The sequence below is a fragment of the Actinoplanes siamensis genome (genome assembly GCF_016862395.1).
Classification (GTDB): domain Bacteria; phylum Actinomycetota; class Actinomycetes; order Mycobacteriales; family Micromonosporaceae; genus Actinoplanes; species Actinoplanes siamensis.
Window position 1 is genome coordinate 1 of sequence record NZ_BOMW01000036.1, and the last position, 17143, is coordinate 17143.

Annotated in this window: 14 protein-coding genes and 1 pseudogene; 11 read left to right on the forward strand and 4 right to left on the reverse strand. The window is 71.6% G+C overall.

Features of this window, described 5'->3' with window-relative positions:
- The 7 genes and pseudogenes from Asi03nite_RS19710 to Asi03nite_RS19740 form a co-directional block, all read left to right on the forward strand.
- Window positions 1–316: pseudogene (locus tag Asi03nite_RS19710) on the forward strand (sugar ABC transporter substrate-binding protein); the annotation flags it as partial.
- 123 nt (window positions 317–439) lie between these two features.
- Window positions 440–1243, forward strand: coding sequence for an ATP-binding cassette domain-containing protein (locus Asi03nite_RS19715; RefSeq protein ID WP_203681765.1), 804 nt, complete (start codon window positions 440–442; stop codon window positions 1241–1243).
- Window positions 1240–2502, forward strand: a complete 1263-nt coding sequence (locus tag Asi03nite_RS19720) for a sugar ABC transporter permease (protein ID WP_203681767.1) — start codon at window positions 1240–1242, stop codon at window positions 2500–2502. Before Asi03nite_RS19715 ends, Asi03nite_RS19720 begins: the two co-directional genes overlap by 4 nt.
- Before the next feature lie 2 nt (window positions 2503–2504).
- The gene (locus tag Asi03nite_RS19725; RefSeq protein WP_203681769.1) at window positions 2505–3683 is read left to right on the forward strand and encodes an ROK family transcriptional regulator; all 1179 of its coding nucleotides are present in this window, start codon (window positions 2505–2507) and stop codon (window positions 3681–3683) included.
- Window positions 3684–3730: 47 nt separating this feature from the next.
- A complete protein-coding gene (locus Asi03nite_RS19730) occupies window positions 3731–4678 on the forward strand; it encodes a hypothetical protein (protein ID WP_203681770.1) in 948 nt (315 codons plus the stop codon).
- On the forward strand, window positions 4675–6153 hold the full coding sequence (locus Asi03nite_RS19735) for a M16 family metallopeptidase (protein ID WP_203681771.1): 1479 nt from the start codon (window positions 4675–4677) through the stop codon (window positions 6151–6153). Before Asi03nite_RS19730 ends, Asi03nite_RS19735 begins: the two co-directional genes overlap by 4 nt.
- A gap of 41 nt (window positions 6154–6194) precedes the next feature.
- Window positions 6195–7694, forward strand: coding sequence for a molybdopterin-dependent oxidoreductase (locus Asi03nite_RS19740; RefSeq protein ID WP_203681947.1), 1500 nt, complete (start codon window positions 6195–6197; stop codon window positions 7692–7694).
- Window positions 7695–7853: 159 nt separating this feature from the next.
- Here Asi03nite_RS19740 and Asi03nite_RS19745 read toward each other — a convergent pair whose 3' ends face one another.
- Window positions 7854–8240, reverse strand: coding sequence for a WhiB family transcriptional regulator (locus Asi03nite_RS19745; protein ID WP_203681772.1), 387 nt, complete (start codon window positions 8238–8240; stop codon window positions 7854–7856).
- Window positions 8241–8471: 231 nt separating this feature from the next.
- On the opposite strand from Asi03nite_RS19745, the gene Asi03nite_RS19750 reads away from it, so the two are divergent.
- Complete coding sequence (locus Asi03nite_RS19750; RefSeq protein WP_203681773.1) at window positions 8472–9317, forward strand: response regulator transcription factor; 846 nt, start codon at window positions 8472–8474, stop codon at window positions 9315–9317.
- A gap of 257 nt (window positions 9318–9574) precedes the next feature.
- Here Asi03nite_RS19750 and Asi03nite_RS19755 read toward each other — a convergent pair whose 3' ends face one another.
- Window positions 9575–9970, reverse strand: coding sequence for a DUF5319 domain-containing protein (locus Asi03nite_RS19755; protein WP_203681949.1), 396 nt, complete (start codon window positions 9968–9970; stop codon window positions 9575–9577).
- 135 nt (window positions 9971–10105) lie between these two features.
- Here Asi03nite_RS19755 and guaB point away from each other — a divergent pair, with 135 nt between their 5' ends.
- Together guaB and Asi03nite_RS19765 are read left to right on the forward strand one after the other, a co-directional pair.
- Window positions 10106–11593 (forward strand): IMP dehydrogenase, encoded by a 1488-nt coding sequence (guaB, locus tag Asi03nite_RS19760; RefSeq protein WP_203681774.1) that lies wholly within the window; start codon window positions 10106–10108, stop codon window positions 11591–11593.
- A 54-nt stretch (window positions 11594–11647) separates the two neighbouring features.
- On the forward strand, window positions 11648–12769 hold the full coding sequence (locus tag Asi03nite_RS19765) for a GuaB3 family IMP dehydrogenase-related protein (RefSeq protein ID WP_203681775.1): 1122 nt from the start codon (window positions 11648–11650) through the stop codon (window positions 12767–12769).
- Between the two features lie 172 nt (window positions 12770–12941).
- Here Asi03nite_RS19765 and Asi03nite_RS19770 read toward each other — a convergent pair whose 3' ends face one another.
- Together Asi03nite_RS19770 and Asi03nite_RS19775 are read right to left on the reverse strand one after the other, a co-directional pair.
- Window positions 12942–14357, reverse strand: coding sequence for a M1 family metallopeptidase (locus tag Asi03nite_RS19770; RefSeq protein WP_203681776.1), 1416 nt, complete (start codon window positions 14355–14357; stop codon window positions 12942–12944).
- Between the two features lie 16 nt (window positions 14358–14373).
- Window positions 14374–15471, reverse strand: coding sequence for an LCP family protein (locus Asi03nite_RS19775; protein ID WP_203681778.1), 1098 nt, complete (start codon window positions 15469–15471; stop codon window positions 14374–14376).
- Between the two features lie 71 nt (window positions 15472–15542).
- Here Asi03nite_RS19775 and guaA point away from each other — a divergent pair, with 71 nt between their 5' ends.
- Window positions 15543–17090, forward strand: a complete 1548-nt coding sequence (gene guaA / locus Asi03nite_RS19780; protein WP_203681780.1) for a glutamine-hydrolyzing GMP synthase — start codon at window positions 15543–15545, stop codon at window positions 17088–17090.
- The last annotated feature ends 53 nt before the right edge of the window (window positions 17091–17143 follow it).

Genomic DNA, 17143 nt, shown 5'->3' on the forward strand with positions numbered 1-17143 from the left:
CCAGGACGCCACCGTGCAGGGTCTGCAGAACATCCTCGCCGGCGACCAGTGCATGACCGTCTACAAGGCCATCAAGAAGGAGGCCAACGCGGCCGCCGACCTGGCCGTCTCGCTGGCCAAGGGGGAGAAGCCGACCAGCGCGACCGGCACCGTCACCGACCCGCAGTCGAAGGCGTCCGTTCCGTCCGTGCTGCTGAAGCCGGAGGCGATCACCAAGGCGAACCTCAAGACCGTCGTCGACGACGGCTTCGTGACCAAGGCCGAGCTCTGCACCGCCGCCTTCGCGGCGGCCTGCACCGCTGCCGGCATCAGCTGATCCAGCAGCAGCACCACCGCTCGAACCGGCGACGGCGCCGCTCACGCAACCCGCGTGGGCGGCGCCTGAGTCTGGTTCACGCGGTTCCCGAACGGCCGGTCACCGAACGAAGGAGAAACATCCGTGGCCGCGACACCCCTTTTGGAGCTGCGCGGGATCGACAAGAGCTTCGGTCCCGTACAGGTCCTGCACGATGTCGAACTGAGCGTCTATCCCGGCGAGGTGACCGCCCTGGTGGGCGACAACGGCGCCGGCAAGTCGACGCTGGTCAAGTGCATCAGTGGCATCTACCCGATCGACGCGGGCACGGTGACGTTCGACGGCAGGCAGGTCGCCATCCACAGTCCCCGGGAGGCCGCCGAGCTCGGCATCGAGGTCGTCTACCAGGACCTCGCGCTCTGCGACAACCTGGACATCGTCCAGAACATGTTCCTGGGCCGGGAGAAGGTCCGCGGCGTGGTCCTGGACGAGCCGACCATGGAGCAGATGGCCGGTGAGACCCTGGCCAGCCTGTCGGTCCGGACCGTCAAGTCGCTGCGGCAGCTGGTCGCCAGCCTCTCCGGCGGTCAGCGGCAGACCGTGGCGATCGCCAAGGCCGTGCTCTGGAACAGCAAGGTCGTCATCCTGGACGAGCCGACCGCCGCCCTCGGCGTCGCGCAGACCGCCCAGGTCCTGGAGCTGGTCCGCCGCCTGGCCGACAACGGGCTCGGCGTGGTGCTGATCTCGCACAACATGAACGACGTCTTCGCGGTCTCGGACCGGATCGCCACGCTGTACCTCGGCCGGATGGCGGCCCAGGTCAAGGCGAGCGACGTCACGCACTCGCAGGTCGTCGAGCTGATCACCGGCGGGCGCAGCGGCAACCTGGGCCTCCCGCCGGAGAAGCCCACCGACTTCGTCGACATCACGCCTGGAGCGGACCAGTGACCACCACACCCACCCTTGAGACCGCCGGTGGCGTCAAGGTCGTCAAGCCCACCGTCGCCAGCCACTTCCGCGACTACTTCGGCCGGATCCGGGGCGGCGACCTCGGCGCGCTGCCCGCCGTCCTGGGCCTGGTCATCCTGGTGGCGATCTTCGGAAGCGCCCGCAGCGACACGTTCTTCAGCGCCGGCAACTTCGCGAACCTGTTCAACCAGGCGGCCGGCACCATCATGATCGCGATGGGCCTGATCTTCGTCCTGCTGCTGGGCGAGATCGACCTGTCCGCGGGTTTCGCGGCCGGCGTCTGCGGCGCGGTGATGGCCATCCTGCTCACCGAGCACGGCTACAACCAGGGCGTCGCGCTGGCCGCCGCGCTGGCCACCGGCGTGGTGATCGGCCTGCTGCTGGGCCTGCTGGTGTCGAAGGTCGGCATCCCGTCCTTCGTCGTCACCCTGGCGGCCTTCCTGGCCTTCCAGGGCGTGCTGCTGAACCTGCTGGGCGAGGGCAAGAACATCTCGATCCCGGACGGCTTCATCAAGTCGCTCAACAAGGACAGCCTCCCGGTCGCCTGGAGCTGGGCTCTCGCTGTGGCGGCGGTCGCCGGCTTCGCGCTGATCCAGTTCCTGCGGCACCGTGGGCGGGCCCGTCGCGGCCTGGTCACCGAGCCGATCGGCATCATCGTGCTGCGCGTCGTCGGCATCGCGGCGCTGCTGCTGGTCTCGACCGCGATCCTGACCCAGGAGCGGGCGATCAACCCGGCCATCGCCACGCTCAAGGGCGTCCCGATCGCGGCGCCGGTGATCGGCGGCTTCCTGGTGCTCTGGACGTTCGTGCTGGGCCGCACCACGTACGGCCGGCACGTCTACGCCGTCGGCGGCAACGCCGAGGCGGCCCGCCGCGCCGGCATCCCGGTCGACCGGATCCGCATCTCGGTGTTCGTGATCGGCTCGTTCATGGCCGCGGTGGGCGGCGTCATGCTGGTCAGCCGGGCCGGCTCGGTCGACCCCAACACCGGTGGCAGCAGCACCCTGCTGTATGCCGTGGGCGCCGCCGTCATCGGTGGCACCAGCCTCTTCGGCGGCAAGGGCAAGATGATCCACGCGGTGATCGGTGGCGCGGTGATCGCGGTCATCGACAACGGCATGTTCCTGATGGACTTCTCGTCCGGCACGCGCTACATGTTCACCGGCATCATCCTGCTGATCGCGGCGGGCGTGGACGCGCTGGCCCGGCGACGGGCCGCGGCCACGGGCAACCGCTGACGATGCGTGCAGGCCCCAGCCAGGAAGAGGTCCGCCGGCACAACCTCGGGACACTGCTGCGGTACGTCCACGTACACGGCGCCACGTCCCGGGCGGAGCTCACCACCCGGCTCGGCCTCAACCGCAGCACCATCGGGGCACTCACCGCCGAGCTGATCAGCCAGGGGCTGGTCAGCGAGGCGCCGCCCAAGGAGACCGGCCGGGCCGGGCGGCCGTCACTGGTCGTCCGGCCCGAGTCGGAGAAGATCTTCGCGTACTCCCTCAGCATCGAGGTGGATCGCCTGCGCGCCGGCCGGGTCGGGCTGGGCGGGCGGATCCTGGAACAGTACGAGACCGTCCGGCCGCCCGGGATGAGCGCGGACGAGGCGGTCGAGCCGCTGGCCCGGTTCGTCCGGGCGATGCACGACCAGGTGAGCGACGACGCCCGCTGCGTGGGCAGCGGTCTCGCGGTGGCCGGCATGGTGCGCCGCGAGGACGGCATGGTCCGGCTCGCGCCCACGATCGGCTGGGTCGAGGAGCCGGTCGGCGCGGCCCTGAGTGCCGAGCTGGGCTCGCCCGGCACGCTCAGCATCGGCAACCACGCCGACGTCTGCGCGCTCGCCGAGCACGCCCGAGGCGCGGCGGTGGGCTGCGACAACGTCATCTACCTGTACGGCGACGTCGGGGTCGGCGCCGGCATCGTGGCCGGCGGGCGGCGGGTCACCGGCCACGGCGGGTACGGCGGCGAGGTCGGTCACATGGTGGTCAACCCGTACGGCCGGCCGTGCGACTGCGGCTCGCGCGGCTGCTGGGAGACCGAGATCGGCGAGCACGCGCTGCTGCGCCTGTCCGGCCGGGAGAACCGGACCGGGCGGGACGTGGTGCTCGAGGTCGTCGACGCCGCGGTGCGCGGGGACAGCCAGGCCCAGCACGCGCTGCGGCACGTCGGCGACTGGATCGGGTTCGGCGTCGGCAACCTGGTGAACATCTTCAACCCGGAGGTGGTGATCTTCGGTGGCACGCTGCGCGACGTGTACCTGGTCGCCGCGGCGCAGATCCGCAGCCGGCTGAACGCGGTCGGGCTGCCGGCCTGCCGCGAGCACGTCCGGTTGCGCACCCCCGAGCTGGGCGCCGACGCGGCCCTGATCGGCGCCGCCGAGCTGGCCTTCGAGCGGCTGCTCGACGATCCCCTGATCCCCTGATCACCCGGCGGGCGCGAATCGTCGCCGGAAGATCTATGCTGCCGCGCATGCCCCCGCACCACCCGGTACTGGACCCTGCCGCCGCGTACCCGAAGATCGCCGAACTTCGCTCCGCGCTGGACTCTCGGGACTGGTCCGCGGCCCGGTCCCTGCTCGACACCGCCGAGCCGGTGGAGCGCGGCTACCTGATCCAGGCGGGCGGCGCGCACTCCGGCCGGGAGGATCTGCTGCGCGGCGTGCTGGCCGGGCAGCCCGCCGACAGCACCGCCGGCGCGCTGCTCGGCCAGCAGCTGATCCAGGCCGGCCGGACGGTCCGGACCGCCCGGCGCGCGCGGGACGTGAGCCGCGAGCAGTCCGCCGCCTTCCACGACAAGTTGCGCCAGGCGGAGATCGTGCTGATCGACGCGGCCGCGCGCACGCCGGACGACCCGGCGGTCTGGACCGCCCGGATCACCACCGCCCGGGGCCTGCGGCTGGGCCGGTCCGAGGCGCGTAGGCGGTACGACCGGCTGGCCGGGATCGACCCGCACTTCCTGCCCGGCCAGTCGGAGTTCCTGCGGCAACTGTGTCCGAAGTGGGGCGGGGACTGGCCGCTGGCGCACGCGTTCGCCAGGGAGTCGGCCGACGCCGCGCCGCCCGGCACGCTGAACCCGGTGCTGGTCGCCGAGGCGCACCTGGAGCACTGGGCCGGCCTGGACGGCGACGCCGCGGCCCAGCGGGAACACCTGTGCGCCGACCCGGTCCGCGGCGAACTCTACGAGGCGGCCAAGCGCTCGGTCTGGCACCCGGAGTTCCGCCGCACGCACGGCTGGGTGTCCGTGATGAGCACGTTCGCCATGGCGTTTGCGCTGCTCGACGACATGCCGGCGGTGGCCTCGATGTTCACCGCGCTCGGCGACCTGGCCACCGGGCAGCCCTGGTCGTACCTGGGCGATCCGGCCACGGTGATCAGCCGGTACCGCGCCCGCGCGCTGCCCGCCGGAGGCGCCGCATGATCCGCCAGGTGGACGTGGACGGCGTGCCCACGGTGCTGGCGCCGGCCACCGGGCCGATGCACGCCGGCCTGGTCTTCCGGGTCGGGACGGCGGACGAGACGCTGCCGGTCCGGGGCATCACCCGCCTGGCCGAGCACCTCGCGCTGGACGCCCTCGGCGCCGCCGGGCAGCGGCACAACGGCACGACCGGGGTGGAGCACACCTTCTTCCACGTACGGGGCACCGCCGAGGAGATCACCGGTTTCCTCACCGTTGTCTGCGACGCGCTCCGCGAACCCCGCGCCGACCGGATCGCCGCGGCCCGTGAGCGTATGCGCGCCACCGACCGGGGCACCGACCCGCTCGCGCTGTGGCGGCACGGCGCCCGCGACTTCGGCCTGCCGGGCTACCCGGAGTGGGGTCTGGACGGGATCGGCGAACAGCGGCTGCTGGACTGGATCGCGCGCTACTTCAACCGGGAGAACGCGGCTCTCTGGATCGCCGGCGACGAGGTGCCGGCGGCGCTGAAACTGCACCTGGCCAGCGGGGCGCGGCAACCCGCCCCGGAACCGTCCTCGGCGCTGCCGGCCACCCCGGCCTGGTTCGCCGGCCCGGACAGCGACGTCGCCTGGGACAGCCTGGTCCGCCGGGAGGCGCGCGCCGCGGTCTTCGCGAACGTGCTGGAACGGCAGATGTTCCGGGAACTGTGGCAGCGGGACGGGATCTCGGACGCGGTCCGGACCGACTATCAGCCGCGGTCCGGCGGCGACGCCCGGATCGTCGCCTACGCCGGCGCGCCCGCCGACAAGCGCGGCGCGGTCCTCGGCGGCCTGGTCGACGTGCTGGCCACGATGCGGGCCGGAGTTGTCGCGGCGGACGACGTGTCGGCGGTGGTCCGGCTGACCGCGGAGGGGCTGGCCGACGCCGACGCCCGGGGTGGCCGGCTCCCCGGGCACGCGTTCAACCTGCTGTCCGGCCAGGATCTGAAGGACCTGGACGAGGCGGTCGCCGAGGTGCGGGCGGTGACCGTGGACGACGTGGCCGGGGTGGCGGCGAGGGCGTACGACGCCGGGCTGCTGATGGTCCCGTCCGGCGCCCGCGCCGACTGGGCCGGGTACGCCGGCGCGCCGGCCTGCTCCGGGACGACCGTCGCCGGCCGGCTCCACCAGGCGGTCCGCGCCCCGGAGCAGCACCTCGTCAGCGGTCCGGGCGGGGTGAGCCACGTGATCGGCGGGGAGCCCTCGACGGTCCGGTACGACGACTGCGTGGCCCTGCTCGCCTGGCCGGACGGCGCCCGGCAGCTGATCGGCCGGGACGGGATCGCGGTCCGGATCGAGCCGGCGGTGTTCCGGGACGCCGCCGAGGTGATCCGCGCGGTGGACGCCCGGGTGCCGGCGGGCGCGCGGATCGAGATGCCGGCCCGGGACCCGTCGCTGATCCCGGCGCCCCCGGCCGGTTGGATCCGACGTCTTACGAACCGCTTACGAGGCCGGTGATCCGGCGTTCCGCGAGGCAGGATGGCCTGGTGAGAACATCGATGCGGGCCGGGCTCGCCGGCGTGGCGGCGGCCGCGGCGGCGCTCGGTCTGGCGGAGCTGGCAGCGGTCTTCGCCGGGGCGCGGTCGGCGCCGCTGGTGGCGGTCGGCGGCGTGGTCGTCGACCACGTGCCGGCCGGGGTGAAGGACTTCGCCATCGCGGCGTTCGGGACGCACGACAAAACCGCGCTGCTCACCGGGACGGCCATCCTTCTCGGTCTCTACGCGTTCGGGGTGGGCGTGCTCGCGGTGCGCCGGTGGGCGCTCGCGGTGGCCGGGATCGCGCTGTTCGGGGCGGTCGGCGCGGCGGCCGCCTGGACCCGCCCGGGCGCCGGGGCCGGCGCCCCGGTCCCGGCACTGGCCGGGGCTGTGCTGGCCGGGTTCGTGCTGCGCCATCTGGTGCGGCTCACGCCGTACTCCCGATCGGACGAGCCGGCGGACGGCGAGAGCCGGCGGCGATTCCTCAAGCAGGTGGGGATCGTCGGCGCCGTCGCCGCGGGCGGCGGCCTGGCCGGCCGCTGGCTCACCGCACGCGGCGCGGCCACCGCGGCCCGCAGCGAGCTCACCCTGCCGGCGGCGAGCGGACCCCGGCCGGCGGTCCCGGCCGGCGCCCAGGTGAACGGGGCGGTCCCCTACGTCACGCCGAACGAGGACTTCTACCGCATCGACACCGCCCTGATCACCCCGCAGGTCGATCCGGCGACGTGGACGCTGCGGATACACGGCATGGTCCGCAACCCGATCACCATCACCTGGGCGGACCTGATGAAACGCCCGATGGTCGAGCGCTACGTGACGCTCGCCTGCGTCTCCAACGAGGTCGGCGGCGACCTGATCGGCAACGCGCTCTGGCTGGGCACGCCGATCAAGGCGCTGCTCGACGAGGCCGACCCGCTGCCCGGCGCGGACCAGGTGGTGCAGCGCTCGATCGACGGCTGGACGTGCGGCACGCCGACCGCGGCGCTGCGGGACGGGCGGGACGCGCTGCTCGCCATCGGGATGAACGGCGAGCCGCTGCCGGTCGACCACGGCTTCCCGGTGCGGATGGTCGTTCCCGGACTCTACGGGTACGTCTCGGCCTGCAAGTGGATCACCGGGATCGAGCTGACCCGGTTCTCCGACTTCGACGCCTACTGGGTGCCGCGCGGCTGGTCGGCGCAGGGCCCGATCAAGACCGGGTCACGGATCGACACGCCGCGCGACCGTACCCGGCGCGAGCCCGGCCCGGTCGTGGTGGCCGGTGTGGCGTGGGCCCAGCACCGGGGCATCGCCAAGGTCGAGGTGCAGGTCGACGAGGGTCCCTGGGAGACGGCCGCGCTGGCGCCGGCGGTCTCCGACGGCACCTGGCGACAGTGGACGCACACCTGGGACGCGATGCCCGGCCAGCATGTGCTGCGGGTGCGGGCGACCGATCTGGACGGCCATCCGCAGACGTCGGAGATCGCCGATCCGGCGCCCGACGGCGCCACCGGATGGCACCAGGTGACCGTCTCCGTCGGCTAGCCGAAAACCGCACTTTTGGTCCGACTCGAAAACACAAGTCGCTCATACGGTGGGTTGCATGTCCACCAATGCGGTTGAAGAACCGCTGAACCACTCGACACGGCCCCCCGGGGAGGACCGTGTCGCCAGTCGTGTGGTGATGCCGCGTGCCGGGCGGCCTCAGGCCGCCGGTGCCTGCCGTTGTGCGGGCACTGCCGACTTGTGGGGCCGGCCCAGGCGCGCCTCGAGCCGGGCCAGGTCGACCCGTCCGTGACGATCGGCCAGATCCTCCCAGCCGACCGCGAGCAGCCGCAGCCGCTCCGATTCGCTGAACCCTCCCCACACCCCGTACGGCTCGCGCACCGCGAGGGCGTGGGCGGCGCACTCGGCCCGCACGGGACACGCGCCGCACATCGTCTTGGCCTTGGCCTCCCGGCGATTGCGGGACGAACCGCGCTCGCCGTCGGGGTGGAAGAACTGCGCAGTGTCCCGACCCCGGCAGAGCCCCAGGCGCTGCCAGTCCCACAGGTCGGCGATCGGCCCGGGCAGCCTGCGAACGTTCGACATCAACACCCTCCCTACCGCGCGGCACCGCGGAGTGGTCGACATGGGGGCCTGACGCAGGCCTCACGCGCATGTACCCCGGCGATCGCCGGCTCACACGCAACATGTCGATGTCTCCGCGAGTCGTGTGGCAAAGAGCTCGCAAGCCATACCTTTCTTTCCCGTTTTTTCCATCTAAAGCGCGTAATGCTGCGGCCCTCGCGTGATCTCCTCTGAGAGAGAAGGAGGATCACTGTGCGTACCGTCCTCGTGTGCGTCCGAACCCCGCTGGCGGCCCAGACCGTCGCGTCCACCGCGGCCCGGCTCGGCATGACCGGCGTCGTCCGGACCGCGGTCAGCGAGACCGAGGCCATGATCCGACTGGCGGAACGGCCGGCCGAAGTGGTCCTGGCCGACACCGCCGTGACCCGACCCGACAGCGTCGGCTTCACCCGGCGCGTACTCGCCCGCGCCCCGCAGGCACAAGTGGTGCTCTTCGGGGCGGAAGATCCGCGGGTGGCCGCGGCGGCCGTCGCCGCCGGCGCCCGCGGCGTGATCCGTGGCGTCGAGCACGACCTGGTCAGTGTCGTCGCCAAGGCGTTGCTCCTGCTGCTGTTGCCGGTACGCCCGCAGGGCATGCCGATCAACGGCGCCAACGCTCAGCCCGCCGGGGTGGCCGGCGGGATGCGCAACAACAACTCACCGGCGGCACGCGGTCAGTACCGCGACGGGATCGGTATGGGCGCGCCGAACGCGGCCGCCGTCCCCGCCATGCTGCCGAACTCACCGATGGTGCCGGCTCAGCGCGGCGACGCCCCGATCGACCCGGCCACCGGCCGGCCGATGGTGGCCTGGCCGGGCAACGAGGGGGTCGGCATGGGCGATGGCCAGCCGGCCGGGCGGCGGCTCACGCTCACCGAGCGTGAGCTGCAGGTTCTGCGGGGGATGGCGGACGGGAAGAGCAACGCGGAGATCGGCCGGGAGCTCTTCGTCTCCGAGGACACCGTGAAGACGCACGCCCGCCGGCTGTTCCGCAAACTCGGGGCCCGGGACCGGGCGCATGCGGTCGCCGCGGGTTTCCGGGCGGGCCTGGTCGCCTGATCGACACCTCGCGATCCGGCCCGGAGGTCCGCCGTGGCGCAGGCCGTCGCTCCCGGTGGAGCCGGGCGCGGCGGTCTGCCCGCCGGCGCGCTGTTCACGATGGGTGGGTGGTCCCGGAAGCCACGCGCGGCGGGACTCGGTCGTCGCCGGAAGCTCCGGCCGGGATGCCGGTCCGCGCCGGGACCCGGCCAGGGTGCCGGCGTCGCCGGGCCCGTGCCGGGATGCCGGGGTCGTCGAGAGCTCGGTGGGGGTGCCGGTCAGTCGTCGTCGGAGCCCTCGGTCAGGGTGTCGTGGACGCCGTCGGCGTAGCCCCTCGCGTACTCCCAGGTCACGTAATGATCGGGGTCGGGGTCGTAGGCCGGCTCGTGCACCCGCGGGCGCCCACTGCTCAACAGGTGGCGCAGGTTGCCCCGGAGCAGGTCCCAGTCGAAGTAGTGCGGCTCGTGGCAGTCCTCACACTCGATGACCAAGCCACGGATGCCGGTCGGGCTCAGTAGAGCCTGATAGATCTCGAGGTCGGAGAGATCCTCCAGAACGTCCTGCCGCTCCTCCTCGGTCAGCGGTTCGCTCTCGGCGTCCTCGTTGAGGTCGTCGAGTTCCGCGGCCGGGTCGGCGGGGTCGCCGTTGAACGGGTCGATCGGCTCTTCTTGCACCCCCATACCGTACTCACCTCCCGGGGGAGTGTGCTGGCCCGCACGTTCTGTCCGCCGCCAGGGTGCCCCGCCCGGGATGGGTAGGATGATGGACTCCGCCTCTTGTCTAGGGATGACCTGTTCTAGGGATGATCTGTGGAAACTGACAGCGCTCGCACTGTTCCCCTCGGTCTGACTTTCGACGACGTGCTCCTGCAGCCCGGCGAGTCGGACGTGGTGCCCAGCCGGGTCAACACGGTCACGCGTCTGACCCGCAACGTCGAGCTGTCCATTCCGCTGCTCTCGGCGGGGATGGACACCGTCACCGAGGCGCGCATGGCGATCGCCATGGCGCGGCAGGGCGGCATCGGCGTGCTGCACCGCAACCTCTCCGTCGAGGACCAGGCCACCCAGGTCGACCTGGTGAAGCGCTCCGAGTCCGGCATGATCACCAACCCGGTGACCTGCAGCCCGGACGACACCCTGCGCCAGGTCGACGCGCTCTGCGGGCGCTACCGGATCTCCGGCGCCCCGGTGGTGGACGCCGCCGGCGTGCTGGTCGGCATCGTCACCAACCGCGACATGCGGTTCGTCAACGACCTGGACGCGAAGGTCCGGGACGTGATGACCAAGGCTCCGCTGATCACCGCGCCGGTCGGCGTGACCAAGGACGAGGCGCTGGCCCTGCTCAGCCGGCACAAGGTGGAGAAGCTGCCGCTGGTCGACGAGGCCGGCCGCCTGCGTGGGCTGATCACGGTGAAGGACTTCACCAAATCCGAGCAGTTCCCCAACGCGGCGAAGGACCCTCAGGGCCGGCTGCGGGTGGCCGCGGCGGTCGGCGTCGGCGACGAGTCGTACAAGCGGGCCCGGGCCCTGGTCGACGCGGGCGTCGACGTGGTCATCGTCGACACCGCGCACGGTCACCAGCGGGCCGTGCTGGAGATGGTGGCCCGGTTGAAGAAGGACGTGCCGATCGACATCGTCGGCGGCAACGTGGCGACCTACGCGGGCGCCAAGGCGCTGGTCGAGGCGGGCGCCGACGCGGTGAAGGTGGGCGTCGGACCGGGCGCTATCTGCACCACCCGGATCGTCGCGGGCGTGGGCGTGCCGCAGATAACGGCGATCATGGAGGCGACCCGGGCGTGCGGGCCGGCCGGTGTCCCGGTGATCGGCGACGGCGGCATCCAGTACAGCGGTGACATCGCCAAGGCCATCGTGGCCGGCGCCAGCACGGTGATGCTCGGCAGCCTGCTGGCCGGCTCCGAGGAGAGCCCCGGCGAGCTGATCTTCATGAACGGGAAGCAGTTCAAGTCGTACCGGGGGATGGGCTCGCTCGGCGCCATGCAGTCCCGCGGCCAGGCCAAGTCGTACTCCAAGGACCGCTATTTCCAGCAGGATGTGAACGAGGACAAGCTGGTGCCGGAGGGCGTCGAAGGCCAGGTGCCCTATCGTGGTCCTCTGTCCAGGGTGGCGCACCAGCTGATCGGCGGCCTGCGCGCGGCCATGGGCTACGTGGGCGCGGAGACCATCCCCGATCTGCAGGAGCGGGGACAGCTCATCCGGATCACCGCGGCCGGGCTCAAGGAGAGCCACCCGCACGACATCCAGATGACGGTCGAGGCCCCCAACTACCACTCCCGATAAGCCTTCCCATACCCCACCCGCCGACCGGAAAACGAATGAAGGCGTCCCTGAGCCATGCGTGACGTAGTGGAGATCGGCCTCGGTAAGACCGCGCAGCGCGGCTACCACCTGGATGACATCGCGATCGTGCCGAGCCGGCGGACCCGGGATGTCGACGACGTCTCGACCGAGTGGAAGCTCGACGCGTACCCGTTCAAGATCCCCTGCGTCGCGCATCCGTCGGACGCCACCCAGAGCCCGGAGTCGGTGATCGCCCTGGGCCGCCTCGGCGGCCTGGGCGTGCTCAACGCCGAGGGCCTGTGGACCCGGTACGAGGATCCCACCAAGATCCTCGAGGAGCTCGCCGCGCTGGACGAGGAGGCGGACGCCACCAAGCGGCTGCAGGAGGTGTACGCCGAGCCGATCAAGCCGGAGCTGATCGGTGAGCGCGTCCGCCAGGTCCGGGACGGCGGGGTCACCGTCGCCGTCCGGGTGTCGCCGCAGCACACCCTGGCGCTCGCCCCGGTGATCCTGGACGCCGGTGTGGACCTGCTGGTGATCCAGGGCACCCTGGTCTCGGCGGAGCACGTCTCCACCACCGACGAGCCGCTCAACCTCAAGGAGTTCATCGCCGACCTCGACCTGCCGGTCATCGTCGGCGGCTGCACGGACTACAAGACCGCCCTGCACCTGATGCGCACCGGCGCGGCCGGCGTGATCGTCGGCATCGGCGCGGACGAGTGGTCGACCACCGACACCGTGCTCGGCATCCGGGTGCCGATGGCCACCGCGATCGCCGACGCGGCCGCGGCCCGCCGGGACTACCTGGACGAGACCGGCGGTCGTTACGTGCACCTGATCGCCGACGGCGGCATCGCCACCTCGGGCGACATCGCCAAGGCGATCGGCTGCGGCGCCGACGCGGTGATGTTGGGTGAGCCGCTGTCGCTGGCCGACGGCGCGCCGGCCGGCGGCGCCTGGTGGCACTCGGCGGCCAGCCACCCGGCCCTGCCCCGCGGTGGTTTCTGCATCGCGGGCGAGCCGGACGGCACGCTGGAGCAGTTGCTGTACGGCCCGGCGGACCGGCCGGACGGCCAGCTCAACCTGTTCGGAGGCCTGCGTCGGGCGATGGCCAAGTGTGGGTACCGCGACGTCAAGGAGTTCCAGAAGGTCGCCCTGGTGCTGGACCGCGCCTGATCGCCGCGCTTCGCTGAGTGCTTGAGCGCTTTGCTTCGCTGCGTGACTTGATTGCCGCGCCCCGTCGCGCGGCAGAACAGGTGATACCCGGTGCGGAGTCAGTTGAATCCCCGGCGTCCGCATACTTCGCGGGCGCGTGGAATTCAGCCGCCTCCGCACCGGCGTTCCCCGGCTACGGGGCCGTGGGTTTGACGGTTCCGTAGAGCCAGGACTGGAAGAAGCCGTCGAGGTCCATTCCGGACACCTTCTCCGCGGTGGCGATGAACTCGGCGGTCGTGCCGTTGCCGTTCCGGTGCTCACTGGTCCACGTCCTGAGCAGCCTGAAGAACGCGTTGTCGCCGATGGTCGTGCGCAGCGCGTGCACCGTCATCCCGCCGCGCTCGTAGACCGCGTCGCCGAAGAGCTGAGCCGGACCGGGGTTCCCGGGCGGCGTGCGCCAGTCGAACCGGGCGTACGAGTCGTCGAAGTGCTGCTGCGCGGTCTCCACGCCGGAGTGCTCGGACCAGAGCCACTCGGCGTACGTCGCGAAGCCCTCGTTGAGCCAGATGTCCTGCCACCTGTCGAGCGACACGCTGTCCCCGAACCACTGGTGCGCGATCTCGTGGGCGATCACTCCCGGGTTCGGCTTGCGGGTGAAGAACGAGGGCCCGTAGACCGGCCGGGACTGGGTCTCCAGGGCGTACTCGATGCGGTCGTCGGCGACCACCACCCCGCCGTTGGCGTCGAACGGGTACGGCCCGAACACGCTCGCCAGATAGTCGGTGATCTCGCCGGTCATGGCCAGCGACCGGGCGGCCGGACCGGTGGCCGGCAGCGAGTCCGGCACCGCGGTGATCATCGGTTCGCCGTCGTGCGTGCCGGTGCCGACCCGGTACTGCCCGATCACCACGAACGAGAGGTAGCTGGCCATCGGCGAGCTCTCGCTCCACCGCCAGGTGGTCGAGCCGCCCGCGGTGGCACGTGGCCCGGGCACCCCGTTGCTGATCACCTCCAGCCCGCTCGGCACCGTCATGGACAGCGCGAACGTGGCCTTGTCGGCCGGGTGGTCGTTGACCGGGTACCACGTGCTTGCCGATTCGGGCTGGCCGAGCGCGATGCCCCCGCCGTCCTTGGTGCGGATCCAGCCGCCGTTGCCCAGCGCCTTGTTCTCCAGCAGGCCGGGAACGCCGGCGTAGTTCACCACCACGGTGAACCTCTGCCCGCTCGCGATTCCGGTGGCCGGCGTGACGACCAGCTTGTTGTCGCTGGCCAGGCTGGACGCCGCGACGCCGTCGACAGTGACTCCGGACACCTGCAGACGGGCCAGGTCGAAGTCGAACCGAGACAGATCCTGCGTCGCGGTCGCGGTGATCGTCGCGCGGCCGGCCAGCTTGCCGGCCTTCGGGTCGTAACGCAGGTCGAGGTTGTAGCCGGCCACGTCATACCCACCGTTGCCGTACTTCGGGAAGTACGGATCACCGATCCCGTCCGTACCGGGCCGGAAAGCCGGCGCGGCGACGCTCGGGGGCGGCGACGCATTGTCCTTGGTGCACCCTGCGGCGAGGAGCAGAAGCGCCATCGCGGCGGGAATCGAACCCCGTTGTTTCATCTGAGCCAGGATACGGTTACTTTCTGTCAACCAGTTCCGGATGCGCCTTCAGATAGGCCGCGATCTTTCCGCTGGCGACCGAGGTGAGGAAGCCCCGGGCCTCCGCGTTGAGCTGCTCGCCGAGGTAACCGCCGCCGCTGCCGACCCCGCTGCCGTCGAGCCGGACCGAGACGATGTCGGCCGGGGTGAGATCACGCAGCGCGTACGCGTAGTCGGCCGGCTGCCGCCCACCGATGGTGACCAGCGACTGTCCCAACGCGGTGATCACCGACTGCAGTCGCGCCGGATCGGTGAGCCCCTCGCCCAGCGCCTTGTCCAGGATCGCCTTGACCATCTGCCGCTGGTGCAGCTGCCGGTCGTAGTCGCCGTTGGGCAGGCCGTACCGCTGGCGGGCGTAGTCGATCGCCTGCCAGCCCACCATGTGCTGCCGGCCCGGCGGATACACCGCCTGCGGCCCGGTGAAGTCGTGTCCGGAGAGTTCGCGCAGCTTGCCGTCGGGCTGCCGGTGCCGCGACCTCACCTTCCGATCGACGGTGATCTCGATGCCGCCGAGCTCGTCCACCAGTTGGTCCAGGCCACCGAAGTTGAGGATGGCGCCGGCCTGGATCGTCCTGATGCCGGTGTAGTCGCTGATCGTCCTGGTGAGCAGCTCGTACCCGTTCTGGATGTTCTTGGTCTTCTTGCCGGGCAGGCGCGACCCGTACGCCATCGCCTCGGTGAGTTTGTGTCTTCCACCCGGAAAACCGGATTTCCGGTAGGCGGGGATCCGCACCCGCAGATCGCGCGGAAGGGAATAGAGATACGCGGATCTGAGCCCCGGCTCCACGTGCAGCAACATGATGGCGTCGGAGTGCGGCTCCCAGCCGGGCTCGGTGATGCGCGTGTCCACACCGGCGAGCAGCAGGTCGAGCGGGCCGGTGAGGTCGGCGCCGGGGGAAGGCGACGGGCTGGCCGCCGCCTCGGTGACGGGCGCCGATGCCGCCGGGCCCGGGAGCGCCGGCGACACCCCGGAACCGTCCGGGCCCCGATTGACGGCGATCGCCACCCCGACCCCGGCGAGCGCGGCGACAACCACCCCGGTGACCACGGCCCAGGTGATCTTGTTGCTCCGCATAGCGCGAACAGTAGAGGAGCCCCGCGAGGGTGCTCAATGCCCGAGTGCGCGGACGCCGGTAAACTCGCCGGGTGAGCACCCCGCGTCCCGTCCTCGTCGTCGACTTCGGCGCCCAGTACGCCCAGCTGATCGCCCGCCGGGTCCGTGAGGCCCGTGTCTACTCGGAGATCGTCCCGCACTCGATGCCGGTCGCCGAGATGCTGGCGAAGAATCCCGCCGCGATCATCCTGTCCGGGGGCCCGTCCAGCGTCTACGAGCCGGGCGCACCCTCGCTCGACGCCGGCCTCTTCGACAGCGAGGTGCCGGTCTTCGGCATCTGCTACGGCTTCCAGGCGATGGCCCGGGCGCTCGGCGGCACGGTCGCCCACACCGGTTCCCGGGAGTACGGGCGGACCCTGCTCACCGCGCAGGGCGGCTCGCTGCTCCGCGACCTGCCGGCCGACCTGCCGGTCTGGATGAGCCACGGGGACAGCGTCTCGGTCGCCCCGTCCGGCTTCATGGTCACCGCGTCCACCCCGGGCGCCCCGGTCGCGGCCTTCGAGGACCTCACCGCCAAGCGGGCCGGCGTGCAGTTCCACCCCGAGGTGGCGCACACCGAGCAGGGTCAGGAGATGCTCAAGCGCTTCCTGTACGACATCGCCGGCATCGAGCCCACCTGGACGCCCGGCAACATCATCGAGGACCAGGTCGCCGCGATCCGCGAGCAGGTCGGCGACAAGCAGGTGCTGTGCGCGCTCTCCGGCGGGGTGGACTCGGCGGTCGCCGCGGCGCTCGTCCACAAGGCGATCGGCGACCAGCTCACCTGCGTTTTCGTCGACCACGGCCTGCTGCGCGCGGGCGAGCGGGAGCAGGTGGAGAAGGACTACATCGCCGCCACCGGCATCCGGCTGGTCGTCGTGGACGCGGAGGAGCAGTTCCTCGGCCACCTCGAGGACGTCACCGACCCGGAGCAGAAGCGGAAGATCATCGGCCGCGAGTTCATCCGGACGTTCGAGGCCGCGGCCCGTGACCTGGACGCCGAGCGGCACATCGAGTTCCTGGTCCAGGGCACGCTCTACCCCGACGTGGTGGAGTCCGGCGGTGGCACCGGCACCGCGAACATCAAGTCCCACCACAACGTCGGCGGCCTCCCCGACGACCTGCAGTTCGCGCTGATCGAGCCGCTGCGCACGCTGTTCAAGGACGAGGTGCGCGCGCTCGGCGCCGAGCTGGGACTGCCCGAGGCGATGGTTCAGCGGCACCCGTTCCCGGGCCCGGGCCTGGCCATCCGGATCATCGGCGCGGTCGACCGGGAGCGCCTGGACATCCTGCGCCAGGCCGACCTGATCGCCCGCCAGGAGCTCACCGCCGCCGGGCTGGACCGCGACGTCTGGCAGTTCCCGGTGGTGCTGCTGGCCGACGTGCGCAGCGTCGGCGTGCAGGGTGACGGCCGGACGTACGGGCATCCGGTGGTGCTCCGGCCGGTCTCCTCCGAGGACGCGATGACCGCCGACTGGTCGCGTCTTCCGTACGACCTGATCGCCAAGATCTCGAACCGGATCACCAACGAGGTCCGGGAGATCAACAGGGTTGTGCTGGACGTCACGAGCAAGCCGCCGGGCACCATCGAGTGGGAGTGACGGTGAGTAGTGGATCAATCGCCCAGGGCGGCTAAATCCACCCTGAGCTGCGA